The following is a 25,534-nucleotide window of genomic DNA, read 5'->3' as shown; positions in this document are numbered from 1 at the left end:
GCATTGAATTGGAACATTCCACCATTAACAGGGTTGGATACGTTGAAAACAACGGCGATTGCTTTATCGGGTGGCACTGGAGTTGTGGGGAAGATATCAATGCGTTTGCCGTTATCGGTTAGTTGTATTTCAGCAGGAATAGTTTCTTCGCATTTGGTGCGTTTGGCATAGCCGCCAACGCTTGTGTAGCAGAGTTTAACGTTTTTAGGATCGATATTTGTATTGAAATAACTTGGAATCGTAATCGATAATTTAAGGATMGCTGCTTTGCGATCTTTAGCCCTCAAAACTAAAAAATATTCACCCCACTGGGTGCGTTCTGTATTGGAAACATAGTAATAAAGCTTTTTGAAATCCTTATTGCCATCCCAACGGAATTCCAAAATTGATGGGGTGCCAACGGAWCCCTGGGCTTTCACTGTTTGGCGCGATGCCAAGCCAAGGCCAGTGGCCCCTACCAGWGCTGCTGCAGCTAGGTAAGCCAAAGGACGAAATGATTTGAGCATTGCTTTGCCTCTATTGATTATTTGATTCTCATAAACACGCTTCTTGTTATGGGTTTCCCTAGGCCGGCCCGAGAGCTGTCAGCAATTTCAACACCTATTGATTACAAGATCTGTCTGGCCGCAAGCGTTGGCTTTCCCGCAGGTAAGCATGTTGGGCCTCTTGACCCTGGGGTAACCAGGCCTGCACCARCACTCGRATGCAGCGGGGTAGATCGCCTGCCACAGCCATTTGCTGGCAATCAAGCAGGGCTACGCCATCCCATCCCTGCCTTCGCCTTGCCACTGAGGCGGGGAAAAGAGCATCTAAATCTTTAGTTACCGAAAATATTGCGCTCAAAACTGCAGCGCCACCCAAGCCATTGCGCTGCATCAACTCATCAAGYAATTCWGCAACTGCCTCCTCCATGGCGGCGGCGTTATTGGCCGCGGCGGTGGTGGCCCCCCGCAGGGCCCGCAAGCTAACGGCTGGATCGTTCATGGTTGATAGAGCCAGAGTGGTTGTCCCCCCAGGCCTAATTCAAGTTGTAATTGTTGCCTCAACTTTTGTAATACCCCTTGTTTTTGCTTGCCCAGTGTTACGGGTGAACTGTTGTTTGGATCTAAATTTGCAAGCCGCGCCGCCTCAAGCCGAGCTGTTTCTTCATCGCCAAGCAGGTCTACCAACCCCAATTSCAAAGCCTGGGCGCCACTGAATACCCTGCCATCAGCAAAGGCCCGAACACTCTCTTCACTAAGGCCGCGGCCCTCAGCAACAGCTTTTACAAACTGCCCGTAGCTGCTATCAATCAAGGCTTGCAATATTTCCCGCWCGCCATCGGAAAGTGGTTTATCGGGGGAGAGGATGTCTTTGAATTCACCGCTCTTTACTGTTTCAAAGCGCACGCCAAGGCGTTTCAACAGCTTTTCTAGGTTGTTGCCCCGCAAAATCACCCCAATTGAGCCGGTGATTGTGCCTGGATTTGCCACCACCCGATTGGCGGCACTGCCCACATAAACGCCCCCCGAGGCTGAAATATTGCCGTAGCTAGCAACAATTTGGCAGCCTTTYTGCCGCAATCGCATCAAGGCCTGATGAATTTCTTGGCTGTCGCCAACCGTGCCACCGGGGCTATCGATGCGCAGCARCAGCACCGGAAACTTTTGCTCCTCCACTTGGCGGATGGCCTTCAGCACCCTTTTGCGGGCGCCGCCGGCGATGGGCCCTTCAAGGCAGATGCGAGCAATACGTTTGCGGCGTAAACGACGCAGGGGCCAAACCATGGGTGCCGCACTCAAACAGATCACAGGCGGATCCTATGCAGGCCCGGGTCTTTAGGCTCAAGCCTGCTGAAGCGCTGCCGTGCCCCCTTGGTTGCGTTGGCTTGCCATGGTGCTCCCCTTTGCCCTTTGGGGTACGGCGATGGCGGCGATGAAACCCCTGCTAGAGGAGCTTTCCCCCCTACAACTGGCCTGGTTGCGGATGCTGCCAGCTGGCTTGGTGATCCTGCTTGCCGCTCAACTWTTGGGGCGTCMGTTAGGAATAGATAAACGCGATCGTGGCTGGTTTTTAGTTTTTGCCCTAGTGGATGGCTCCCTATTTCAGGGCCTATTGGCGGAGGGGTTGCAACAAATAGGGGCGGGGCTTGGTTCGGTGTTGATCGATTCCCAGCCCCTAATGGTGGCTCTMCTGGCTCGTTTTTTTCTAGCCGAATTGATCAATCCAGTGGGTTGGATGGGCCTTTTGCTCGGTTTTGGCGGCATCCTTTGCCTCGGCTTGCCGGCTGGSGTGYTGCAGCATTGGTTGCTTGAAGGGCCGCCGGTGCTTGGCTTGGCCTTGCCCCAACGGGGTGAGTTGCTGATGTTGTTGGCCGCAGCGGCCATGGCCGTGGGAACGTTGCTTTGCCGTTGGGCCTGTCGCCACAGCGATCCATTGGCAGTAACCGGTTGGCATCTCCTCTTTGGCGGACTACCGCTACTGGCCATGAGCCTGGTTAACACCCCCAGAACTTTTCCCCAGCTAAGCCTTTCCGAATGGGGTTTGATGGCCTATGCCAGCYTGCTTGGTAGTGCCTTGGCCTACGGCTTGTTCTTTTGGTTTGCCAACCAAGGCGACCTCACCGGCTTTACCTCCCTCACGTTTTTAACCCCTGTTTTTGCCTTGGCCAGCAGTGTGTTTTGGCTGGATGAAAATTTGCGTTTATTGCAGTGGCTAGGTGTGGCCCTAGCGCTTAGTTCAGTRCTTTTGATTAATAGACGCAGGGATATTTGGCAGCCGCAGCAGGAGCTAATTCAATGAAAATTTTGATTATCAGCACCCCCATGGGCCCCCTGGGCAAGGGCTTGGGTGGTGGCGTGGAGCTAACTCTTTTGGCCGTGCTGAAGGGGTTAAAAGCTCGCGGCCATCAAATGGCCTTGGTGGCCGCCAGCGGCAGTGAATTAGAGGCTGGTTTGCTGGATCAGCTCTGGCTGGAGCCCGGTGTCCCCCAGGCCAGTTGGCAACACCAACCGCGTCAAGCAGCCGTGCAAATACCAGCCAATTCACTGTTAGCTCGTTTTTGGGATCGGGCCCTTCAGGAACAGGATCGTTTTGATCTGCTGCTCAACCTTGCCTACGACTGGCTACCCCTTTGGCTCACCCCCCATTGCCGCACACCGCTTTTCCATTTGGTGAGCATGGGCAGTGTGGGCGAGGCGATGGACCAGCTGATTGCCGCAACGGCCGCCCGCTTTCCCAAAAGACTTGCTTTTCACACTGCCGCCCAAGCCGCGGATTTCGACCTACCAGCTGCCCCCCAACTGATGGMAAATGGGTTTGATTTCAGCCAATACCAATTTCAAGCAACGCCGCAAAAGCTGTTGGGTTGGGCCGGCAGAATTGCCCCTGAAAAAGGTTTGGAGGATGCCGCCMAGGTTGCCCAGCAATGGGGGTGGCCCCTGGCGGTGTGGGGTTTAAAGGARGATCACGCCTACGCAGAGGCGGTGGAAGCAAGYGTGCCTGAGGGCACTCTGCAGTGGAGAGGTTTTCTGAACACCGCCCAGTTCCAAGCAGAGCTGGGCCACTGCGCCGTTTTGTTAAACACCCCAAAGTGGAATGAAGCCTTTGGCAATGTGGTGGTGGAGGCCATGGCCTGCGGTGTGCCAGTGCTGGCCTATCGCCGCGGCGGGCCAGCTGAATTGATTGACCCAGGCATCAGCGGTGCTTTGGTGGAGCCCGATTGCATCAAAGCCCTTGTTGAGTGGTTGCCCCAGGTGTTGGCTTTAGATCGCCAGGTATGCAGGGCAAAGGCAAAAGAGCGCTTCAGCCTCGAGGCATTTGCCTTGCGCTTGGAKAATTGGTTAACACAACCCCAGTAAATTGAATTCTTAGATCCCCGCTTGGATTCAATTAACAATCAGCCTGTTGATTCCGCCAATGAAGGCATYTTGGTTTGTGGCCTTGGGGCCCTTGGCCAGGCATGCCTTAGCAGCCTCATGGCTTTCAACTTGCCGATTCGCTGCCTTGATCGCAAATCACCCAAGTGGACTGATCTGGCCCTGGGGAGGGCATTGGCAGAGGTCACATTTATCGGAGATATGCGCAACCCCGAATCACTGCTCGAAGCAGGGGTKGCCACGGCAAGGGCTGTTTTACTGCTCAGCCAAGACAGTGGCGTGAACCTGGAAGCTGCTTTGCAGGTGCGGTTGCTTAACCCAAAAGCCCAGCTGGTGGTGCGTTCAAGCAAAGGCAGCAGCGGCCTTGAAAATCAATTGCAAGCCCGCCTGCCTGGGTTGGTGATCGTTGATCCCCAACTGCTTACCGCTGGRGTATTTGCCAATGCCTTAAGGCCCGATGGCACAGAGGCGGCATTTGATGTGGAGGGGGAGTTGTTTGTGGTGCGCAGCRTTGTGCAGCAGCAGGCCGCCAGYCGTGATCTATTTGATCAATTGGGTCGTATGCAGCGGTTGGTGCAGTGGTTCCCCGCCGGTGAAGCGCCCGCGGGCCCGGCAGCAAGTGGTTGGTGGAACCTTGATACCAAACCAGCAGCTGGCGATCGTTTGCTGTGGTTGGAACTGGCCAGCACCCTAAAAACTCGCCCCCGCTACCGCCATAAACGTTTAAGCATTTGGTGGGCCCAATTACGTTTGCTTTGGGAGGGGGTGTGTGATGCCTTGTTGCGTTTACAGCAACGCCGTAATTCATTGCTTGCTTGGGGGTTAATAAGCCTGTTGCTGTTGTTATTAATCGGTAGCTTTTTATTTGGTGCTGGTTCCCCTTTGCGGGGACTAATGCTTACGCTCKCCTTGCTAAAGGGTGAATATCTTGATGCATTTAGCTTCATTATTAATGGCGCTAATTCTGAATTAATAACAGCCCATTTCCCCCTTGCAGCATTGGCTTTGATCTATGCCCTTGGCGGCACATTGCTAACGGCTTGGCTGGTGGCTTTGATATTGGATCGTTTGCTGGCGGCCCGAATTGGCAGCCAGGAACCAAAACCACTCGCTGCAGCTACGCCCTATGTGTTGCTGCTTGATGGCGGTTTACTTGCAACCCGGCTAAGGCAACAACTGCGTTTGCAGAAATTTCAAGTGGTGCAAGTGCAGAGCASAGGGGTGGAAGAAAAATTCCAGGCTGAAGCCTATGAAAGTTTAGATCGAGCTTTAAAAGCCCTGCGCCATTGCCATTGCCAAGCGGTGGGTGTTCTCTCCGACGACCTAATGGCAAATCTGAGTGTTGCCCTTGAGTTGCAACAGAAATGGCCAGATGTGCGCCTTGCTGTGCGATCCCATTCCCTATCCCAATCCAGCAATTTCAATGCCCTATTCGAGGGCATGCAGGTGATCAACCCCCTTGAAGTGGCAGCTGATGCGGTGGTGGCAACCGCCCTAGGCGAACGGGTTCGRGGGGTGTTGCGATTGGCGGAGGAGAATCTRTTGATAATCGATTACAAAATAACTTCAAGCGACACACTCAATGGCCTAAGCCTTGGCACGGTGGCCGGTGGCTATGGGCTTATCCCATTGGTGCTGATCGGTTATGGGGCAATCAAACCAATCGCTTTGCCAAATCCGGAGCGGATCYTGCAGCCAGGTGATCGCTTGGTGGTTTTGGCGGGTTTAAACGCCCTGCGCCAAGTAGAAGCAGGACAATTGAAAAAACGTTGTTGGATGTTGGAAATCAGAGGAATGCGCCCAAATGCGCCAATTTTYGATATTCAAGTGGCCTTAGCCCGTTATTTAGGTGCATCCCCGGGTGAAATGGCGGCCTATCTCGATTGTAAATTGGCTCCCCAGTTAACACCCTCCATCTATCAGGTGCCTGGACGTTTATTAGAGCAGGCCCTTAAAAGATTAGGCGTTAATTGTGAATTAGTGCCTGCAAACCATTGCGATTCATAGGCTTGCATGTTTAAACCCTTGCAACAATCCCACCGGCTCGCCTGGCTGCTGGGTTTAACCATTGCCCTGGGGGCCTTGCTATTTCTTTGGCGCTTAGGTGCCGTTGGCCAATTGGATGAAACCCCTGCCCTATTTGCGGCGGCAGGGCGAGCCATGGCCGACAGCGGCGATTGGCTTACCCCTCGGGTAAATGGCCATCCCCGCTTTGATAAGCCAGTTTTGATCTATTGGTTAATTGGTGGCCTAAGCCTCTTGCCCCGCCATTGGGATCCCCTTGGCAGCATGGCGGCAAATCTGCCATCGGCCCTTTCGATGCTGGCCCTGATGGCTGCATTGGCGGCAACGGTTTTTAAACAGGAGCCCCGGGCTGGCTTCGCCAAGGCGCTTACGGCAGCCCTTGCCTTTGGCCTTTCGCCKTTGGTGCTGCTTTGGGGACGGGTTTCCGTTAGTGACCCYCTGCTCACTGCCTGYCTTGGCATTGCAATGCTCGGTTTTTGGCGGGCCTATGGGGCTGAATCAAGGCAATGGCCATGGGGCAGCTGGTTTTTTTTGGGGCTTGCGATCCTYAGCAAGGGGCCAGTGGCCTTGGTTTTAGCSGGCGYAAGCCTCCTGTTGTTTGGCCTTTGGCAGCGGGATTTGGGCCGGTTGCTGAGGGCATTAGCTCCWGGCCGGGGSTTGCTRCTTAGTTTTGGCRTTGCCGCCCCCTGGTATCTGCTGGAGCTATGGCGGGAGGGAAAACCATTCCTAGACAGTTTTTTTGGTTACCACAACCTGCAGCGTTTTAGTGAAGTGGTGAATCACCACTCAGGMCCCTGGTGGTTTTTTGGGGTGGTTTTGGTKATTGCCAGTTTGCCCGCCACCCCCATGCTTTTGCTTGGTTTTGGCCATGAACTTGCGATGGCAGCAAAAACTGTTGCCCCGCCAAACAGCTTGCCCCGTTTTGCAGCTTGTTGGTTGTTGGCGGTGYTGCTGATTTTCAGCATTTCGGCTACGAAGTTGGCCAGCTACCTGYTGCCTGGGATCCCGGCAATGGCCCTTTTAATTGCCCTGGCCAGGACCCCTGAAGGGCTGCTTAGCCGTGCCCGCTGGTGTTCCATTGCAATCGCAGCATTGATGGGAATTGGCTTTTTACTTGCCCCCCTTTGGGTGCCCGCTATCAACGATCCGGAAATGCCTGGCCTTTCCTCCCAACTMTTGGCAWTAGGTGCRGTGCAGCGCAGTGGGTTTTGTTTTCTGGTTGCAGCCCTGGTGGGCGGCTTAAGCCAAAGSAATTATTTTTTTAATTTCCCTTGGCTGCTGGGTTTTCAATTGCCCCTTGTGGTTTGGCCATTGTTTGGTTTGGTGCCAACGGCAGAACTAATTGATCAAATTCGGCAACGGCCTGTGCGRGTAATTGCGGCGGCGGTGCAAAAACAAATGCGTTCTGGCGAAGYATTAGCGATGGTGGGTATAAACAARCCATCGCTGCACTACTACACAAARCAAGTGGTGATCTATGAAGGGCGCCCAGCTTCAGGCCTGCGCAATTTGGGGGAGCGATTGCAGTTAGAAGAARAAAAACAAACAAAGCAAGCTGCCTCTTTATTGCTGGTGATCGATAAAACCACYGCRAGCCAATCCTTTTGGCARCTGGTGCCCCGYTCGGTGCTGGCTAGCCAGGGCGTTTATCAGCTCTGGAGGGTGCAACGCTCGGCTCTGCAGCAGCAGGCTGGCCGATTGGCGGCCGCCGGKGTGCCAKCCACCTGGCAGTTGCCCAACCCAGAGCGCTACTRACCAGCTATGAATGGGCAGTTCGTGAACAATTGCGTGACGGTTGCAACGGATTTGAGCAATACCAATTTCAGCAATAAAGACCTGGCAAGGGCTGGTTTGCTGGAAGCGGCCTGGCGCCACCGCTTGATGGAGCAGGCGGTAGTGGAAATCCCMACTCCAAACCCAGAATCMACCCAGCAGGCTCTAGGGGGCTTGTGCCAGCAGATCCAAATCCAAARCCAAGAGCAAYTGCAGGCKTTTTTGCAGTTGCAGGGCCTTAGCAGCGGCGAATTTGAGGCCATGGCCCAGTTGCCATTGCGCTGGCAGCAGTGGTGYGAGCAGCAGTATTCAGCAACGGTTGAGCATGAATTTTTGCGCCGCAAGGCTGAATTTGACGAAGTTACCTATTCATTACTGCGCTTGCGYGAYGGCGAWTTAGCAGCGGAATTGCACCAGCAATTGCAGGAGCAGGAGGTGGCCTTTGAAGATCTTGCCGCCCAATACTCAGAGGGYCCGGAACAACGCAGTGGCGGCAAAATTGGCCCAGTGCCGCTTTCCACTCCCCACCCAGCCCTCAGCAAGTTGCTTGAGATAAGCCARGTGGGTCAGYTATGGCCCCCAAAGCARTTGGAGGGTTGGTGGATCATTGTGCGGCTGGAAGGGCGAAAAGGYGCCCAGCTAGACGAAGCACTCCAGCGCCGTTTGATCCTTGAACAGGGAGACGACTGGCTGCGAAATGAAGTTAAAAATGCAMTTGCTRCCCATAATGRGGCAGTGAATTGAAGGCCAGCTGAGCCCAGATGTCGATTACAGCTGCCCTTGATCTGCTGGCTTCCACCAAGCCATTTAGTTTTTTAAGCCCGGTTGAGCAGGCCCAGGCTGCTCAAGCCCTCAAGCCCTTGGTGTTGAGGCCGGGTTCCCGTTTGCATGGTTTTGATGAGTTACCACCAGGGATCTTGATTCTTGTGGARGGGCAGCTGCGGCTGCTGGCCCAGGATCAAAGGGGTGAARCCTTCACCYTGGAATTGCTTACGCCTGGGGCCATCGCCGGTTGGCTGCCCCTATTGCGGGGAGATTCCGGCCAAGTATTGGCGGCGTCGRTGGTTTCAAAAGGCTGGTTGCTGCCGGCGGCGCAATTTCTTGAATTGGTTAATCGCCATCAGGAATTGCTGGAGTTTTTTAAAGACGGCGGCCTGCCTGAGCGCTATGCCGTGCTKAGTGGATCCAAAATTGCCGATCTACCCAGGGGCCGTGCCCTGCGCGATTGGGCAGCAAAGGCAGATGCCTCCCCAGCGCTTACTTTGCTTGGTGCCCAGGAGGCWGTGCCMGAAGGCAACTGGCTCTTGAGCACAGGTTGCCTGCCAAACCATGAGGTGGGTGAGAACATTCCCGCCGGTTTAGTGCTTGCTCGGCAAGGAAGATTGCCGGTGCGTTTAATTCCAAGGCCTGAACCATGGCCACCTCAARTTGGTGTGGCTGGCTCCGYTCAGTCAACAATCGCAGGTCAATTGGATCCTGARCWRGTTGCTGWGSATGTTGATGTKCACGTGGAGGTTTTAGAGCCGGAATGGATTGAAGGCAGTGAGCTGGTGCCCCAACTCAATCAAATGGAGGCCCTGCAGGATTGGTATGGCCGCATTGGCGATGACGGCAGCTTCCCCCATATTTCCGGACAGGGGGAATTGGAGGAACCATTTGCGGTATTGCGCATGTTGTCGCGCAGTTTTGATCTTCCTTTTAGGAGGGATGTAATTCGCMGGATTTTGGCCGATCAATTACAGCGAGCTGAAGGCAAGGGCCTTGGTTTGATGCAAYTAGCAGCCGTTGCTGATCTGTTGGGTTTAAGGGCCTCGATGTTGGAAGTGCCGCTTAAATCCGTGAACCGCATTCCCTTGCCAGCCATTGCCCTGGAGGCTGGCCATCCAGTGGTTATCTGGCAGGCCGATGCCAATGGCYTCTTGCTGGGCGATCCCCGCAGCGGCCAAAGAAAACTGCCGGAAGCTGAATTCAGCCAATTGCTAGATGAGAAGGGCAATTTGCCAATYCTCTCCCTTGAGCGGGCTAACACCACACCAAAAGAAAGATTTGGCTTGAGTTGGTTCCTGCCGGCAATTAAACAACATCGAGGCATCTTAATTCAGGTTTTAGTTGCCAGTTTCTTTGTGCAACTTTTTGCTTTGTTGAATCCACTTTTGATTCAACAAATTATTGATGCTGTGATATCTCAGGGTAATTTAAAAAGCTTAAATGTTTTAGGTTCGCTGCTGGTGGCAATGGCKGTTGCTGAGGCGATYTTGGGTTCATTGCGCACCTATTTATTTAGCGACACCACMAATCGCATCGATATATCTTTGGSGTCAACCATTATTGATCATCTGCTGAGGTTGCCACTCAGTTATTTTGCCAARCGGCCCGTGGGTGAAGTTTCCAGCCGKGTGAATGAATTGGAAAGGATACGCAGATTCCTTACCGGCACTGCACTTACGGTTGTGTTGGATTCGGTTTTTTCAGTTATTTATATAGCAGTTATGTTGCTWTATAGCCCAATCCTCACTGTTTGGGCCCTTGGGGTTATCCCRTTTTTCATTGGTTTAACCGCAGCTGCGGCCCCTGTAATTCGCAAACAATTGCGGGAACAAGCTGAATCCAATGCCCAAGTTCAGAGCCATTTGGTTGAAACCCTTGGCGGCATGGAAACAGTTAAGGGYCAAGGYATGGAATTACATAGYCGCTGGCGTTGGCAGCAGCTCTATGGYGGCCARATCGCTGCGGGTTTTCGCAACACAATCACCAGCACTGCAGCTGGTTCTGCCTCCCACTTTTTAGAACAGTTATCMGGCTTGYTGGTGTTGTGGGTTGGTGCAGGTTTGGTATTGCAAGGCAAGCTAACTTTGGGGCARTTAATTGCATTTAGAATTTTATCTGGCTACGTAACAAGCCCCTTGCTCAGGCTGGCTACGCTTTGGCAAAATTTTCAAGAAACAGCCCTTTCGCTGGAGCGGCTTTCCGATATTGTTGACCATCCCCAGGAGATTGAAATCGCCGGGGAAAATCTCCCACCGCTGCCGCCAATCAGCGGKGCCATCAGCTAYGARAGGGTCAATTTCCGCTTTGCCAGCAGCGGCCAGCTGCAGCTATTAAACATAGATTTTGATATTCCAGCCGGCGGTTTTGTTGGTATTGTTGGCAGCAGTGGATCTGGGAAAAGTACACTGCTTAAGTTATTAACGCGTCTCTACGATCCCCTGGAGGGAACCATTCGCCTTGATGGCAATGATATCTCCAAGGTTGATTTATATTCCCTGCGCCGCCAGATAGGTGTGGTACCACAAGACAGTTTGCTTTTTGATGGCACCGTTCAGGAAAATATCGCCTTAACAAGGCCCGATGCTGATTTTGAAGAGATCGTTAATGCYGCAAAAGTAGCCTGCGCCCATGARTTTATTCAACAGCTTCCAGCTGGATATAGCAGTTCCGTGGGCGAAAGGGGCTCCGGGCTTTCCGGCGGCCARAGGCAGCGTTTAGCGATAGCGCGCATGATTCTTAAACAACCCCGATTGCTTGTGCTAGATGAGGCAACCAGTGCTTTGGATGTTGATACGGAGCAACAATTAACCCGTAATTTAAGCGAAGCTTACCGCGGACGTACGGTGCTGTTTATTACCCATCGCYTGGGMAATTTGCGCCATGCTGATCAYATTTTAGTTCTCCATAATGGAGCCCTGGTGGAACAGGGCCCCCATGGGGACTTAATGGCCCTTGGTGGCCGATATGCCACCTTATTCCGCCAGCAGGAGGCTGCCTTGGTATGAGCAATTTAGTTCGTCGCGATCCCTCTGATCTTSAGGAAATAAGGCTTCGGCCCTCGCCCCGCTGGAGCAAGGCGGTTGTGTGGGCTTTGATCGGCACAGCTAGTTTTGCCTTTTTGTTTGCCCTGCTGGCAAAAATTGATGAGGTGGTGGTAGCCCAGGGCGACCTTGAACCGGCCGGCGCTGTTAAGCCGATCAAGGCTGTTCAAAGTGCTGTGGTTGAGGAGATTTTTGTGAAGGAGGGGCAGGTTGTTGAACCAGGGCAGCCCCTAATTCGCTTTGATACTGATAAATCACAGGCCCAAAAAAGCAATGTAASTAGGCAGCTATTAATCGAGCAACAACGGATTWCRGAGCAGGCAAATGCCAGTAGGGCCCGCTTGGAWAACCTGCARGCAAAACGTCAAAGTTTAATTKCAAAACGTGATAGYGAGAAGCTGTCTTTAGTTAATCAGGAAGATATTTTACGKCGCYTAGATTATTTAACTARGCAGGGGGGGATGGGYTTAGTTCAGTATATGCAAGAGAAGGAYAAGGGCCAGCAAATGCGCTCTCAGATTGCTCAAACAGAATCTGCAATTCGGCAAACTGATGCTGAATTAGATGAGGTGAACTCGGATTTACTTAAGCAGCGCAAGGAAAGCGATCGTCAACTATCCGATCTGGAAAGGCAAAGGGTTGAAGTTAAGGAGCAACTCCAAACCGAATTRCTAAAATCGCCTGTGCGCGGYCAAGTKTTCGACCTMACACCCACCAGTAAAGGTTATGCAGTAGCCCCTAATGAGCCKCTTCTGAAAATTGTTCCCCTTGATAAATTGCAGGCTAAAGTTTATGTTACYAGTAARGATATTGGTTTCGTTAAAGTTGGCCAATTCTCCGAAGTGAGGCTTGATTCCTATCCWTTCACTGAATTTGGCTCGATCAAGGGCCGTGTTAAGCGCATATCCACTGATTCGTTGCCGCCAGATGARCAGAAYCCCCAACCTCGTTTCCCTGTTCTAATTAAGCTTGACCAACAAAAGTTAGAAAAAAATGGACGTTCCTATGCCYTTAAATCAGGCGAAACCCTAAGCGCGAATTTAGTGCTGAGGGARAAGCGTGTTATTACCCTGCTMACMGATGTGATCGACCGCGCCTTTGATGCCCTGAAGCCAATCAGATCACCAACAACTTAATTGTTTTAGTTGTTTTAAATATTTATTTGTTCGATTTGCCTCAGGCATAGGGAGCAGCAACCCCAGCGCTTTATTTCACCGGCGGGTGTKGGGATCTCGCAACGGGGGCAGGCAGCAATGCCGTGCACATCAACGCGGCTTGGGTGATTAGCCCAACTGGCGGCACTATCACCACTTGCTAAATCAGCMAGGGGACTTTGMACCCTCTGCTCYAGTTCGAGCCGTTGCAACGGAAAACCCGCCCCCCGCAGGGCACCTAGTAATTGGTGTTTGGCATATCTCAGCGCCARTAACCAATGGGCTTGCTCTACGCCAATCCARAGCACSGAGCCYTGTATCCGTAGTGGCCTGCAGTGGGCGGCCAGCTCAGCCCCTGCAATTTGCGGCCATGCCTGCCAAAGGGCTGCCATGGGTGCCTGGCCATGCCAGTTTGCTTCTAGTTCCTTWAGGCARTTAGCAAGGGCCTTTGCTGGCTGGGGCCGRGGTGGTTGTAGGTAATTAGGCATCAGAAAAGGCTAGGGTCGTTGTGTTGCTGCCGATGTGCTGCCCCCATGGGCTTCTTCGACCGTTTAAGCCGTTTGCTTCGCTCCAATCTCAATGATTTGGTGGGCCGAGCCGAGGATCCAGCCAAAATTCTTGATCAATCCGTTGCCGATATGCAATCGGATTTGATCAAATTACGCCAGGCGGTGGCTTCGGCTATCGCTAGCCAAAAGCGGATTGAAAACCAAGCCCAGCAGGCTGAAAGCCAAGCTAAAACCTGGTATGAAAGAGCAACTCTCGCCCTTAAGAAAGGGGAAGAGGARCTTGCTAAAGAAGCGCTKAGCCGCCGTAAAACCTATCAAGAAACCGCAACTGCCCTAAACAGCCAACTTTCCACCCAGGCGGGKCAGGTGGAAAATCTAAAAAAGAATTTGCTTTCCCTTGAAGGCAAGATCGCCGAGGCGCGCACCAAAAAAGACATGCTYAAGGCCCGGGCCCAAGCAGCCCAGGCCCAAGCCCAGTTGCAGGGGGCCGTTGGTGGTTTAAATACCGATTCGGCCATGGCGGCTTTTGATCGCATGGAAGAAAAAGTGTTGTCTTTAGAGGCCCGCGGCCAGGCGGCGGCAGAATTGGCAGGGGCAGACCTCGATAGTCGTTTTCAAGCCCTGGAAGCCGGCGGTGATGTTGATCAAGAATTGGCGGCCCTCAAGGCAAGCCTTAGCCCCACACCCCTTGCCCTGCCAGACGACAGCAAAAAACCTGAGCTTTTGCCAGCCCAGGCCGCTGAAGTAGACGACGAATTGGAGAAGTTGAAGCGTTCAATCGACAAYCTTTAAATATCCTCCGCAAMTTTCATCCCTACTTTTTCCATGACTGTTCATCAACTAACTGATGCCAATTTTCAAGCTGAGGTTCTAAATGCCGAAKCGCTTGTYTTAGTTGATGTGTGGGCCGCCTGGTGCGGCCCCTGCCGCTTGATGGCTCCATTGATGGAATGGGCAGCAAGCACCTATGGGGAAGGYTTACGGGTTGGAAAACTTGAGGCCGATCCMAACCCAGTTGTTCGCGATCAATTGCAAATAAAAGGTTTACCAACCCTGATYCTTTTTAAAGCTGGTGTTGAACTGGCCCGTTGGGAAGGGGCCATGGCAAAACCSCAGCTGCAGGCTTTTGTGGATGCCCATCTCTGAGCGGCTTAAACGCCTTGGYTCGGGCATTTTTGCCCGCATGGACCAGCGCAAACGTTCCTAYGCGGCATCAACWGCAGCCCAGCTGAATCCCCTGCTTGATCTCTCCTTGGGGAGCACTGATCTGCAGCCTCCAAGCCAGGTGCTTTCAGCCATTGCTACCAAATTGMTGGAGCCSGCCAGTGCGGCCTATTGCCTGCAGGCGGGCACCTTGCCCTTTCGTGAAGCRGTRGCCAGTTGGGTGSAGCAGCGCTTTGCGCTGCAGGTKGATCCCCAGCGGGAGGTGCTGCTGCTGGTGGGTTCCCAGGAGGGCACAGCCCATCTACCCCTTGCYTTGGTAAACCCTGGTGATCGCACGTTGTTGCTTGATCCCTGCTAYCCAAGCCATCGCGGTGGGATGGTGCTGGCGGGTGCTGAACCTCTGCTGCTGCCCCTKGGCTTAGAGGATGGCTGGCGCCCTTGCTTTGGGCGGCTAGCCAGCAGTGAACWAGAGCAGCTCAAATTAATAATGCTGGGCTACCCCCATAATCCAACGGCCACCACTGGCTGCCAGGGCTGGTTGGATGAAGCGCTGGCCTTAGCAAACCGGCAAGGGGCGGTGCTTGCCCACGACAATCCCTACGTTGATCTTGCCCTTGAAGGGGAAGCGCCTGCCCTATTGCGATCGGAKGGGTGGCGCACAARTGGGATTGAATTTTTTTCCTTCTCAAARGGCTGGTGCCTTGGYGGCTTTCGCCTYGGTTTTGCCGTTGGGGCCGCCCATTTAATTGAAGCCCTWGGGCAGGTGAAGGCGGTGGTTGATTTCAATCAGTCGCTGGCCTTACAGGCGGGTGCCACGGTTGCGTTAACGCAACTAGCCAGCTGGCCSCAGCAGCTAAGGCCTATTTATAAGGAGAGGCGTGATGCCATGGCAGCTGCCCTGGCCGCAGGCGGTTGGCGGGTGCCTCCAGCTTCAATGGCCCTYTATCTRTGGCTGCCACTGCCCGAAAGCTTGAGAAGCCTYGGCAGTGAAGCTGCCTGCGCTTGGTTGCTTGAACGCAGTGGGGTGGCGCTCACYCCAGGCGTTGGTTTTGGTGCTGGYGGTGAGGGCTGGGTGCGGCTTGCYCTKGTGGCGGAAACAAACCAGTTGYTKGTGGCGGCCAAGCGGCTAAATGCRGCCCTGYTGGGGTGCTGAATTGAGTGGATTATTGGCGGCAGGCTGTGGCGGTCGATTGCTGCGTAGAASGCGTGATCTTGATTTGCGCATGGCCTGGCGGCTGCGGGTGCTGCCGGTTTGTGCCAGCACGGAACCCCTCTTAAGCCACTGGTTGGCGGCGCAACCGCTTTTGCCCATAGCGGTGGTTTCAAAAAAGCAGCGCTTTGGTCGGGGCACGGCCCAACGCCATTGGCAATCACCCGCTGGTGGCCTTTGGTTAAGTGCTGCAATCCCTTGGGGCGGAGAGCCACCAGCGGCGGATCGCTTGCCATTGTTGATGGCAGCTGCCCTAATGGCGGAATTAGAACCSCTTGGCCTAGGGGCRGAACTGCATCTAAAACCACCCAATGATTTGATGGTGGGGCAGCAAAAATTAGCGGGAGTGCTCACCTCTGTGGYGTGGCGTGGCGGGCAGGTGCGCCACGTGCGCTTTGGCATTGGCCTCAATGGGCGCCATTCAATCCGTCCTCCGGGCATCACCCTTGAACAATTGCTTGGTAGCCGCTGCCCCCCCTGGCCTAAATTGGTGCACATAGGTTTAAGAGCACTGGAAAGGTTGGCTCTGAATTAACGCAATCACCCTCAACCTGATTACACACCTGAAATGTACAAACTATTTATGTTGCCCTTGCTGCTTCCGCTGTTGGCTCAAATGTTGCCAGCGGAAGAACCACCTTTGATATTTGATAAATCACTGCAGGAGTTGGAGCGGGAGGGGGCAATCACCATCAAGGAAAGCCARCAGTTGCGCCAGGGGGATTATCCYCAACGCAGTGCACCGGRGCAGCGAGATGTGCCAAACCTAGAAAAGTTATGTAGTTCCGGAGTGAYGAGCCAAAGGGAATGCGCCMGAGCCAAGGGAGTTGCATTCGTTGCTAAAAATAAAAATGCAAAATTTGGYGGCCCAGATGGTTTGCCACTTGCACCATTGAGTGTTCCGGTTTCTGCTCTTTTAGTGGGGGGCGAGGGMAGTTTTTCCCTTAGCCAAGTGTTTAGGATTACGCCGAGGCCAGCACCTCTGCTTGGAAATGGCAATCGCAGTTTGATATTTCCTTTGATCGGTAGTGCTGTAACMAGCAGTGATTTTGGCTGGCGGATGCACCCGATTTTAGGAAGCATGATTCTCCATGCCGGCAAGGATTTAGCTGCTCCAGAAGGAACGCCGGTGGTGGCTGCCCTGGCTGGCAAAGTTGTTAGTGCAGGYCTTGCAGGTGGCTATGGAATTGCGGTGGAATTRGAACACCGCAATCCCCAGCGCCGCACCCTCTACGGCCACCTGTCGGAAYTGTTTGTGCAATCCGGTGAACARGTGCGCCAGGGTGAAGTAATCGGTAGGGTTGGCAGCACAGGTCTTAGTACTGGTCCCCATTTGCACTTTGAATTGCGCCGCCCCGACGCCGGGGGTTGGGTGGCGGTTGATCCCGGCAGCCTTTCCCCCAGTGGTGCATTAAGYAGCAAACAAGATCTACTTACGGGATTATTTGATCAATTGCTAAAGGGYCTAGAGCGCAAAACTTARGATAGTGAACTTAAACAATTTGTAGATCGCTCAAGTTGCCACTATAACCAGTTATTTCAATCACCATATCGTTGTTGGCTTGGAATCCGGCTCTGTTGTCGTTAAGAGCAAGAAAAGTTCGGGTGCCACTACCTGAACCTAAGCTAAAGCTAGCGGCAAGGTTTGCGCCAAAGCTTCTGYTRTTTAGMACTTGGCCWAGATCSSCTGCGYTTAAACTGCSAACAGAGCCAAAATTGCGAACAGAACTAYTYGCMACTAARCCATCAATTTGATCWRCGCCRATTTSYAGATCGGTGATTCGATCAAAGCCCGTCAGCAAGGARTCGCCWCGGCCAAAGCTAAATGTGTCGTTGCCTGCACCACCGGTTAGYTTATCGCTTCCGGATAAACCGCTRATTAAATCGTTACCAGCGCCGCCAGAAAGRTCGTTTTCARCATTGCTACCGGTAATAATATCAGCATTTTCGGAGCCGCGAACATTTTGAAAATGTTCCACAGTGAGGCTGGCGCTACCGATTCYGGGTAAATTRTTGATCGTTAGCAAGTTGTTGGCTAGATYTACATTTAATGAGGCCGTGGTGCCAGTGGAGCCGTCKATCGTGTTAATTCTKTTKGGRTTGGCTTTAATTACTTCAATATCAAAATTTGATATTRTATCCGTACCTAGGCCTYCTGWTTTRGYYAKAACTCCGCCGCGGGAAAAAGTGAGATCTGCATTCACTCTTGAGTAATCAAYRATGTCTGCRCCAGCSCCGCCACTGAGGCTATCGCTWCCTGCTGAGGCAWACATTAAATCGTCRCCAGCTCCTGAGCTGTAGSTATTGCTATTTGCATCACCAAKCATTACATCRGCRTTATCTGTGCCGGTTARATTRATTGCTGGATTTGGTCGGTGAATTGCTTGAGGGCATAATCAAATTATTTGKYGCAYYGCTTTTAGCCTTTGATTAACATCTCAAGTTTTTGTGATCTTGATCACAGGCTCAGCTGTTTGGCCCTGTGCCTGCAATTTGAAGTACGAGTTGGCTCTCTGCTTTAAGGGCCATCCTTTCAATTTCACTAATCGGCCCCTCTAGCCAGCGGGCCACATCCAGCATTTGTTTAATACCCATGGGTTGGGCTAGGGCGCCGCCCACGGTTGTTGGGATTTCGGCGCAAGCCTCCAGCCAAAGGGTCCAATCACTGCCATCATCACTGGAAGGAATTTCAAGCGTTACTTGCAGCCTCTCACTGGGATCCAGAAGGGTTGCACTAAGGCGGTTTCCACCACTACAGCGAAATAGCACTTGCCATCCGCCCCGTTCAAACAAGGTGGCGGCCTGGTCGCGTAATAGCTGAACACCAGTGAAAGATTGGTTTTCTGGAGCGCTCAACATTTTTATGTGGGCAACTGGCAAGCTTCTAAGTGGTATTGGGCACGATCGATGGTGATTAGCAGCACCTGCTAACAAGTTGGCTTTAGTTGGCGATGTGGCCATCGCGGAATAGCARCACCCGTTGGGCGCGTTGGGCCACATCTTGTTCGTGGGTAACCAGTAAAACGGTCATGCCTTCTTGATTTAGTTGATCAAAGATGGCTAAAACCTCCCGGGTGGTGTCTGAATCAAGGGCGCCTGTGGGTTCATCCGCCAGCAACAGCGCTGGCCGGTTGATTATTGCTCGGGCAATGGCCACCCGTTGTTGTTGGCCACCACTGAGTTGATTTGGTTTATTTTTTAAGCGTTCACCAAGTCCCACCCGTTGCAGSGCTGCAGCAGCACGCTCCTTGCGCTCCGCCACAGGAACATTGGCGTAGATCATGGGCAATTCAACATTTTCAAGGGCGCTCATGTTTGAGAGCAAATGAAATTGTTGAAAAACAAAACCCAGATGGCGATTCCTTAAGGTGGCGAGTTCATCGTCGCTGAGTTTATTAACCTCTTGACCCTGYAACCAATAGCTGCCGCTGCTGGGGCGATCAAGGCAGCCAAGAATATTCATGGCGGTGCTCTTGCCTGATCCGGATGTACCCATTACGGCGAGATAATCGCCTTTGAAAACCTTGAGATTTAGTTCGTTAACGGCRCGTACCTCAGTGGCGCCCGCTCCATAAATTTTGCTTATATTAATTAGTTCAGCCACGGCCCCAGGGCTGGGATTGATAGCCATGCTGATTAACCGGTGGGCAGGCGGCCGCTAGCAGCAATAACTTCTTTGAGTAGTGGTGTGCCTTCCACCGCTTGATTTGCCCAAACAAATAGTGGATTTGATAACACTCCTCCCACTGCGGTAACGAGTAAACACACCACAAGGGCGGTGCGSAGTGGTTGCAAACCAGGTAATTTCCAGGTGGGTTCTGGATAGGATTTCACCACATCAGATGCCTCTTGCGGTTCTTTAACCACCATCATCTTGATAACTGAGATGTAGTAGTAGATTGAAATTACTGAAGTAACTAAACCCACCACTACTAATAGATATTGGCCATCGGCCCAGCCGGCAAAGAATAGATATATTTTGCCAAAGAACCCAAGCATTGGTGGTATGCCGCCAAGGGATAGCAGGCACAGGCTCAAGCCAAGGGTGATTAGGGGATCTTTTTGATATAAACCGGCGTAGTCTGAAATCCGATCACTGCCGGTGCGTAGGGAGAAAAGAATGATGCAGGCAAAGGCGCCAAGGTTCATAAATAGATAGGCGGCCATATATAAAACCATCGCCGAGAATCCCTCCTCGGTGCCACAAACCAAGCCAATCATCACAAAACCAGCCTGGCCAATTGAGCTGTAGGCAAGCATTCTTTTCATTGATGTTTGAGCAAGGGCAACCACGTTGCCAAGGGTCATGCTCAACACAGCCAACACGGTAAATAGCAGCTGCCACTGGGCCTCAAAGCTGCCAAAACAACCCACCAGCAAGCGCAATGCCAAAGCAAAACCTGCCGCTTTCGARCCCACGGAAAGAAAAGCMACCACAGGGGTTGGCGATCCTTCATAAACATCAGGGGTCCATTGGTGAAASGGCACCGCTGAAATCTTGAATGCCACTGTTGCAAGAACAAAAACTAAGGCCAGGGCCGTTAAGGGCGTGGCRCTGCTCTGCAGGGCAATGGTGATACCAGCCAAATTTGTRGAGCCGCCACTCACGCCATAAAGCAGYGAGGTGCCGTAGAGAAATACGGCCGCGGCAGCTGAACCAACAAGYAGATATTTAAGTGCTGCTTCTGAACTGCGGGCATCGCGCTTCATGTAGCCCGCCAATAGATAACTCGACACTGAAAGTGTTTCTAAAGCAACAAAAATGCTCACCAGATCGGTGGCGCCACAGAGCAGCATTGCCCCAACGGTGGCAGCCAAAAGAATGCTGGCGTATTCCCCCACCGGTGTGCCGCTGCGTTCCACATAACGCCAACTAATCAATAGCGATAACAGGGTGGAAGTTGCCACCACTGCCCTGAAGGCAACCGAGAGGTTGTCGCTGATGAAAGATGCAAAAAATGCCGGTGCAGCCGGTTGATTCCACTGCAGGGCAAGTAAGCCCAAACAGAGGCCKAGGCCGATGTAGCAAAAAGGTGGCACGAATCTTGCCGCTGCCTTTTCCCCTGCTAAATCCGCCAAAAGGCAGGCCAGCAGGGTRAYTAGGAGTGCTGYTTCGGGCGCAATTGCCCCAGCATTTARCGACTGGGCCAGGGTTTCCATTGCAGTTGGGTCGGCGCCGTCCTAAGCCGGATGGTAGCCCTGTCCATCGGACTGGTCCCGGTCCACCATGGACTGCGGATCTAACCTGCGGTTTCGGTCCTGTTCTTTACCTGCCCCGGCAGCCTGTGTCCCACACCCTTGTCATCGTTGAGAGCCCCACCAAGGCCCGCACGATTCGCGGTTTTTTGCCGCGCACCTTTCGGGTGGAGGCATCCATGGGGCACGTGCGWGATCTRCCCAATAACGCCAGTGAAATCCCAGCCAGCCACAAGGGGGAAAAGTGGGCAAACCTGGGGGTGAATACCAGTGAAAACTTTGCGCCCCTCTATGTGGTGCCGAAGGATAAAAAGAAAGTTGTTAAGGAGTTAAARGAYGCCCTCAAGGGGGCAGATCAGCTGCTGCTGGCCACAGACGAAGACCGGGAGGGGGAATCGATCAGTTGGCACCTGCTGCAGCTCCTTGATCCGAAGGTGCCCGTTAAGCGGATGGTGTTYCACGAGATCACCGAAGACGCGATTAAGCGCGCCCTTAACGACACCCGTGAGCTCAACATGGAGCTGGTGCAYGCCCAGGAAACCMGSCGCATTCTYGAYCGCTTGGTGGGTTACACRGTTTCACCRYTGCTTTGGAAAAARGTKGCCTGGGGSCTATCSGCAGGGCGGGTGCAGTCGGTGGCGGTGCGCTTGCTGGTGCAACGGGAACGGGCCCGCAGGGCWTTCCACAGCGGCAGCTATTGGGAYTTAAAGGCCCAGTTGGAGCAGGGAGGTGTGAAGTTCGAGGCAAAGCTGAACCARCTGGCCGGCGAACGCATTGCCACCGGTGCTGATTTCGATGAAAACACCGGTGCCATCAAGGCCGGCACCAAGGTGCGATTGCTCACTGAAAGCGACGCCCAGGGCCTGCTCAAAGCGATTGCTTCCGAGGTTTGGCGGGTGGCTGAGGTGGAGGAAAAACCCACCCTGCGCAAGCCGKCCCCACCATTCACCACCAGCACCCTGCAGCAGGAGGCAAACCGCAAGTTGCGCCTTTCGGCCCGCGAAACAATGCGYACGGCCCAGGGGCTCTATGAGCGCGGTTTTATYACCTACATGCGCACCGATTCGGTGCAATTGAGTGATCAGGCGATYACAGCGGCCCGGGCCTGTGTGGAGGAGAAATACGGGGCGGACCACCTCAGCCCCCAGCCGCGCCAATATTCCACCAAAAGCAGAAATGCCCAGGAGGCCCACGAGGCAATCAGGCCAGCGGGTTCAAGCTTTCGCACCCCGGCTGAAGCGGGTTTAAACGGCCTTGATCTCTCCCTCTATGAACTGATCTGGAAGCGCACGGTGGCCTGCCAGATGGCGGATGCCCGGCTCACGATGGTGAGTGCCCAAATCGATGTGGCAAATGCTCGCTTTAGGGCCGGCGGCAAGCGCATTGATTTCGCTGGYTTTTTCCGGGCTTACGTGGAAGGCAGCGACGACCCTGAYGCCGCCCTTGAGGGCCAGGAAGTGCTTTTGCCACCCCTGGTGGCCGGTGATAAGCCCAGCTGTAATTCCTGTGAGGCCCTKGGTCACCAAACCCARCCGCCGGCGCGTTTTAGCGAAGCGGCCTTGGTAAAAACTCTGGAGAAAGAGGGGATYGGCCGGCCCTCCACCTATGCCTCGATCATTGGCACGATTTGCGATCGCGGCTACGCAAATTTGCARAACAATTCCCTCACCCCAAGCTTTACCGCTTTTGCCGTAACGGCCCTGYTGGAGGAGCACTTCCCCGATCTGGTGGATCCTGGTTTCACAGCGCGGATGGAGAACACCCTCGATGAAATYTCGAACGGTTCAGCCCAGTGGCTGCCATACCTCGACCAGTTTTTCCGCGGTGAGAAAGGCTTAGAGCAACAGGTGGCCCAGCGGGAGGGTGATATCGATCCCACCACCTCACGCACGATTGAATTRGAGGGGCTGCCCTGTGTGGTGCGCATCGGCCGCTTTGGCGCCTACCTAGAGGCAAAACGTCCGGGGGAAAATGGYGAGGAGGAATTGATCAAGGCCACCCTGCCCTTGGATCTAACCCCCGCTGATTTAGATGCCGATCACGCTGAATTGCTGCTTAAGCAAAARGCAGATGGCCCGGAAAGCCTTGGCATTGATCCGAGCACCGGTGAAGCCGTTTATTTGTTGTTTGGTCAATACGGCCCCTATGTGCAAAGGGGGCAAGCCAGTGAGGAAATTCCAAAACCAAAGCGKGCTTCCCTGCCAAAGGGCACCAAACCTGAGGATCTAAGTCTTGAGATTGCCTGCGGACTGCTGCAACTGCCGAGGCTGCTGGGGGAGCACCCCGATGGGGGCAAGGTGCAGGCGGGCTTGGGGCGMTTTGGCTCCTATGTGGTGCACGACAAAGGCAAAGGCGAAAAGGATTACCGCTCCTTAAAAGCAGAAGATGATGTGCTGCTCGTGCAACTTGAGCGGGCGATGGAGTTGCTCTCCGTTCCCAAAAAAGGTCGCGGTGGCCGCACTGCCCTAAAAGATTTGGGCACTCCTGAGGGCTCAGAGGAAACAATCCAGCTRTTTGATGGYCCCTATGGGCTTTATGTGAAGCAGGGCAAGGTGAATGCCTCCTTGCCTGAGGGCACCACGGCGGAAAGCATCACCTTGGAACAGGCGCTTGAACTATTGGCGGCCAAGGCTGCCACTAAGAAATCCACAGCAAAAGCGAGCAGAGCAACCAAAACAGCCAAAACACCTAAAGCTGCTAAAGCACCGAAATCCACCACCACAACAGCCAGTAAACCCAAAGCCACAAGTCGCACTACCGGCACCAAGGCTGGGCGACCCCGGGCCAGTGCGGTGCGGATTATTAGGGCGGCTGATAGCTGATGGCTTGGTTGCGGTTGGCCGCCATGGCAGTGCTGTTTGCTTTGGCKGCGTGCAGCAATACCCCAATTGGAGAGCAATTGGGCAATAGTTTTGGCCCCACTCCAGCCACAACAAAAACAACAACTCAACCCGTTGCTGTTGCTCCAAAACCAGTAATTAAGCCAGAACCACAAAAACCAGAAATACCAAAACCAGTTCCGCAAGCGGTGGAACCGATTCAACAAAAACCAGAACCGGCAGAACAGCAAAAGCCGGTGCCCTACCGGGTGCTTTTGCGGTTACCCGCCACCGACCCCGCCGCCCCTGCAGAGGCTTTAACCCGTGCCCTGAGGGCTGCCAATTTGCCCTTTGAAGTGGAAACAATCGAAAGGGTGAGGCAGGGCGATGGCCGTTGATCAGCGGCGGCGGGAGGCGAGGCGCCTAACTGAAACGGCCTATATGGCAGCCAGCACCGGTTTGCTATGGGTTGCCATTTATTACCTGCCCATTGGTGATGCCATTTTTCGATTGGCAATCCCTTTGCCTTTAGCCCTATTGCAATTGCGCCAGGGGGGGCGCGCAGCCCTTCAGGGCGTAGCGGTGTCGGTGTTGCTGTTAACGGTGTTGATGGGTCCGGTGCGGGGGCCAATGATGCTTTTCCCCTATGGCGCCCTAGCGCTTTGGTTGGGTTGGTGTTGGTGTAGGCGGATTAGTTGGTGGTTTTCGATTGGTATTGGTTTGTTAATCGGCACTGGCGGCCTGTTGGTGAGGGTGGCGGTGTTGTCGCTACTGCTGGGCGAAAATCTTTGGGTGGTGATCACCAGCGCAGCGGCTGGATTGCTGGAGAATTTGGCGGAACGGTTGCAATTGCTGGGGGCGCCGGATCTGCAGCAGGTGGAATTGTTAGCCCTTGGCCTTTTGCTCTTGCAAAACCTCATCTACCTGCTGGCATTGCATGCGGTTGCCCATTGGGTATTCCCGCGGCTCAAGCAGGAACTACCGGCCCCCCCTGCCCTGCTACGCCCCCTGTTGGCCCTTGACCCTCTCTAGCTGGCGCAGCTCAGCCTCAAACGCCCTAGGGGCAGGGGAAGCCCAGGTGATGCTGGTGCTTGCTGCTACGGCCACCGCTGAGGTGCCTGGCATCTCAGCGGCCGGTGCCACACCAGCCAGCAGGCAATTCACCGCTGCAGCTGATGCAGAGCTGCTGCTGATGGGTCCAGCGGCCAAGTGTCCCCATGGCCTGCCACCCCTGATGGCGGGGGTGAGCCCTGCTTTGATCAGTTGGTGTGTGCTGGAGCACCTAGGCCTGCCTGCTCTGGTGGTGGATGCCGGCTGCGCCGTTGCCCCTGGGATTCCCCACATCCGGCTTGGCGGTAGCCCAGCCCGTTGCCTGAGCAGTGGCAGGGCGATGGAAGATGCCGCGGTGTTGCAACTCCATCGGCAGGGCCWRAGGCTTGGYTATCGCTGGGCCCAATGCCATCCGCAGGGTTTGTTGGTGCTTGCTGAATGCGTGCCTGGGGGCACCAGCACMGCAGAGGCWGTGCTCAGCGGKTTAGGCCTTGATGTGGCTGGTTTGGTGAGCGGCAGTATGCGGGTACCGCCCCATGGGCTGCGGGCAACTTTGGTGCAGCAGGGGATTGCGGCAGCGATCGCCCGTGGCTGTGAGCTGGGGCAGCCATTGGCGGTGTTAGCGGCCYTGGGGGATCCMTTCCAGGCCTTTTCGCTTGGGCTGCTGGAGGGAATTGCYCAGGYRCCYGGCAGTGAAGCGCAGCTGTTGCTGGCGGGKGGMAGYCAAATGGCGGCCGTTTTGGCCCTTGCGCTGGCAAGGGCAGCGYTGCCCTTGCGCCAAGTGATGGCCCAGCGKTTTGCYGTTGTTACCACTGCTTGGGTGATGCAAGAGGCCTGCAGTGAATTAGCTGAGTTACTGATTCGGGTGGGTGCCAGCTATGGGGTGGARCCTTTGCTYRSCCATKCMAATTTGCATTTTGATAACTGCAAACAGCAAGCCCTGCGGGACTATGAGCTGGGATTTGTTA

General features: G+C 54.0%; 24 protein-coding genes. 16 read left to right on the top strand and 8 right to left on the bottom strand.

Annotated features, from left to right (window positions below; translation table 11 throughout):
* The 3 genes from C7K08_RS06890 to sppA all read right to left on the bottom strand — a co-directional run.
* On the bottom strand, positions 1–383 hold a 383-nt coding region (locus C7K08_RS06890; RefSeq protein WP_161955829.1), incomplete at its 3' end, for a DUF2808 domain-containing protein.
* Positions 384–600: 217 nt separating this feature from the next.
* Positions 601–984 (bottom strand): chorismate mutase, encoded by a 384-nt coding sequence (gene aroH / locus C7K08_RS06885; protein WP_106499903.1) that lies wholly within the window; start codon positions 982–984, stop codon positions 601–603.
* Positions 981–1,766 carry a signal peptide peptidase SppA gene (gene sppA, locus C7K08_RS06880; protein WP_106499902.1) on the bottom strand — a complete coding sequence of 262 codons (786 nt, stop codon included), beginning with the start codon at positions 1,764–1,766 and terminating at the stop codon, positions 981–983. The genes aroH and sppA overlap by 4 nt, the downstream gene beginning before the upstream one ends.
* 79 nt (positions 1,767–1,845) lie before the next feature.
* Between sppA and C7K08_RS06875 the strand changes: the two genes are divergently transcribed.
* The 7 genes from C7K08_RS06875 to C7K08_RS16835 are packed head-to-tail and all read left to right on the top strand — an operon-like array spanning position 1,846 to position 12,600.
* On the top strand, positions 1,846–2,781 hold the full coding sequence (locus tag C7K08_RS06875) for a DMT family transporter (protein WP_241537116.1): 936 nt from the start codon (positions 1,846–1,848) through the stop codon (positions 2,779–2,781).
* Positions 2,778–3,839 carry a glycosyltransferase gene (locus C7K08_RS06870; RefSeq protein ID WP_106499901.1) on the top strand — a complete coding sequence of 354 codons (1,062 nt, stop codon included), beginning with the start codon at positions 2,778–2,780 and terminating at the stop codon, positions 3,837–3,839. The genes C7K08_RS06875 and C7K08_RS06870 overlap by 4 nt, the downstream gene beginning before the upstream one ends.
* Positions 3,840–3,860: 21 nt before the next feature.
* Positions 3,861–5,864, top strand: coding sequence for an NAD-binding protein (locus C7K08_RS06865; RefSeq protein WP_161955828.1), 2,004 nt, complete (start codon positions 3,861–3,863; stop codon positions 5,862–5,864).
* Positions 5,865–5,870: 6 nt separating this feature from the next.
* Positions 5,871–7,637, top strand: a complete 1,767-nt coding sequence (locus C7K08_RS06860; protein ID WP_106499899.1) for an ArnT family glycosyltransferase — start codon at positions 5,871–5,873, stop codon at positions 7,635–7,637.
* A 6-nt stretch (positions 7,638–7,643) separates the two neighbouring features.
* Positions 7,644–8,399, top strand: coding sequence for a peptidylprolyl isomerase (locus C7K08_RS16840; protein ID WP_106499898.1), 756 nt, complete (start codon positions 7,644–7,646; stop codon positions 8,397–8,399).
* A 17-nt stretch (positions 8,400–8,416) separates the two neighbouring features.
* Positions 8,417–11,428: a peptidase domain-containing ABC transporter gene (locus tag C7K08_RS06850; protein ID WP_106499897.1), complete on the top strand. Its 3,012-nt coding sequence runs from the start codon at positions 8,417–8,419 to the stop codon at positions 11,426–11,428.
* Positions 11,425–12,600, top strand: coding sequence for a beta-barrel domain-containing protein (locus C7K08_RS16835; protein ID WP_106499896.1), 1,176 nt, complete (start codon positions 11,425–11,427; stop codon positions 12,598–12,600). Before C7K08_RS06850 ends, C7K08_RS16835 begins: the two co-directional genes overlap by 4 nt.
* A 14-nt stretch (positions 12,601–12,614) precedes the next feature.
* Here the strand turns inward: C7K08_RS16835 and C7K08_RS06840 are convergent, their stop codons facing one another.
* Positions 12,615–13,106: a DciA family protein gene (locus C7K08_RS06840; RefSeq protein ID WP_106499895.1), complete on the bottom strand. Its 492-nt coding sequence runs from the start codon at positions 13,104–13,106 to the stop codon at positions 12,615–12,617.
* 45 nt (positions 13,107–13,151) lie between these two features.
* Between C7K08_RS06840 and C7K08_RS06835 the strand changes: the two genes are divergently transcribed.
* The 5 genes from C7K08_RS06835 to C7K08_RS16740 are packed head-to-tail and all read left to right on the top strand — an operon-like array spanning position 13,152 to position 16,984.
* A complete protein-coding gene (locus tag C7K08_RS06835; protein WP_106499894.1) occupies positions 13,152–13,919 on the top strand; it encodes a PspA/IM30 family protein in 768 nt (255 codons plus the stop codon).
* A 33-nt stretch (positions 13,920–13,952) separates the two neighbouring features.
* The gene (locus C7K08_RS06830) at positions 13,953–14,273 is read left to right on the top strand and encodes a thioredoxin family protein (RefSeq protein WP_106499893.1); all 321 of its coding nucleotides are present in this window, start codon (positions 13,953–13,955) and stop codon (positions 14,271–14,273) included.
* Positions 14,260–15,444, top strand: a complete 1,185-nt coding sequence (locus C7K08_RS06825; protein ID WP_106499892.1) for an aminotransferase class I/II-fold pyridoxal phosphate-dependent enzyme — start codon at positions 14,260–14,262, stop codon at positions 15,442–15,444. Before C7K08_RS06830 ends, C7K08_RS06825 begins: the two co-directional genes overlap by 14 nt.
* Positions 15,422–16,036, top strand: coding sequence for a biotin--[acetyl-CoA-carboxylase] ligase (locus C7K08_RS06820; protein ID WP_106499891.1), 615 nt, complete (start codon positions 15,422–15,424; stop codon positions 16,034–16,036). Before C7K08_RS06825 ends, C7K08_RS06820 begins: the two co-directional genes overlap by 23 nt.
* A gap of 33 nt (positions 16,037–16,069) precedes the next feature.
* Positions 16,070–16,984 carry a M23 family metallopeptidase gene (locus C7K08_RS16740; RefSeq protein WP_106499890.1) on the top strand — a complete coding sequence of 305 codons (915 nt, stop codon included), beginning with the start codon at positions 16,070–16,072 and terminating at the stop codon, positions 16,982–16,984.
* 10 nt (positions 16,985–16,994) lie between these two features.
* Here C7K08_RS16740 and C7K08_RS16830 read toward each other — a convergent pair whose 3' ends face one another.
* The 4 genes from C7K08_RS16830 to C7K08_RS06790 all read right to left on the bottom strand — a co-directional run bounded on the left by C7K08_RS16830 (position 16,995) and on the right by C7K08_RS06790 (position 20,661).
* Positions 16,995–17,828 (bottom strand): bluetail domain-containing putative surface protein, encoded by an 834-nt coding sequence (locus C7K08_RS16830; protein ID WP_423218690.1) that lies wholly within the window; start codon positions 17,826–17,828, stop codon positions 16,995–16,997.
* Positions 17,829–17,967: 139 nt separating this feature from the next.
* Positions 17,968–18,360 (bottom strand): hypothetical protein, encoded by a 393-nt coding sequence (locus C7K08_RS06800; protein ID WP_106499888.1) that lies wholly within the window; start codon positions 18,358–18,360, stop codon positions 17,968–17,970.
* An 82-nt stretch (positions 18,361–18,442) separates the two neighbouring features.
* Positions 18,443–19,132: an ABC transporter ATP-binding protein gene (locus C7K08_RS06795; protein WP_106499887.1), complete on the bottom strand. Its 690-nt coding sequence runs from the start codon at positions 19,130–19,132 to the stop codon at positions 18,443–18,445.
* Positions 19,133–19,137: 5 nt separating this feature from the next.
* Positions 19,138–20,661 (bottom strand): NAD(P)H-quinone oxidoreductase subunit N, encoded by a 1,524-nt coding sequence (locus C7K08_RS06790; RefSeq protein WP_106499886.1) that lies wholly within the window; start codon positions 20,659–20,661, stop codon positions 19,138–19,140.
* A gap of 125 nt (positions 20,662–20,786) precedes the next feature.
* On the opposite strand from C7K08_RS06790, the gene topA reads away from it, so the two are divergent.
* From topA to C7K08_RS06770, 4 genes are all read left to right on the top strand, one after another.
* Positions 20,787–23,519: a type I DNA topoisomerase gene (topA, locus tag C7K08_RS06785; RefSeq protein ID WP_106499885.1), complete on the top strand. Its 2,733-nt coding sequence runs from the start codon at positions 20,787–20,789 to the stop codon at positions 23,517–23,519.
* Positions 23,519–23,914, top strand: a complete 396-nt coding sequence (locus tag C7K08_RS06780; RefSeq protein ID WP_106499884.1) for a hypothetical protein — start codon at positions 23,519–23,521, stop codon at positions 23,912–23,914. Before topA ends, C7K08_RS06780 begins: the two co-directional genes overlap by 1 nt.
* Positions 23,904–24,548: a DUF2232 domain-containing protein gene (locus C7K08_RS06775; protein WP_106499883.1), complete on the top strand. Its 645-nt coding sequence runs from the start codon at positions 23,904–23,906 to the stop codon at positions 24,546–24,548. The genes C7K08_RS06780 and C7K08_RS06775 overlap by 11 nt, the downstream gene beginning before the upstream one ends.
* Positions 24,535–25,534 (top strand): nicotinate-nucleotide--dimethylbenzimidazole phosphoribosyltransferase family protein (locus C7K08_RS06770; protein ID WP_106499882.1); only part of this gene is annotated, 1,000 nt, incomplete at its 3' end. The genes C7K08_RS06775 and C7K08_RS06770, both read left to right, overlap by 14 nt.

It is taken from the genome of Synechococcus lacustris str. Tous, assembly GCF_003011125.1.
In the GTDB taxonomy this organism is placed as follows: domain Bacteria; phylum Cyanobacteriota; class Cyanobacteriia; order PCC-6307; family Cyanobiaceae; genus Synechococcus_D; species Synechococcus_D lacustris.
Note: the sequence above shows the minus strand (reverse complement) of the source record. Positions and strands in the feature narration are given on the sequence as shown.

Bases quoted from the DNA above. Each gene is read 5' to 3' on its own strand.
- C7K08_RS06800 (WP_106499888.1), bottom strand. From the start codon at position 18,360: ATGTTGAGCGCTCCAGAAAACCAATCTTTCACTGGTGTTCAGCTATTA.
- C7K08_RS06775 (WP_106499883.1), top strand. From the start codon at position 23,904: ATGGCCGTTGATCAGCGGCGGCGGGAGGCGAGGCGCCTAACTGAAACG.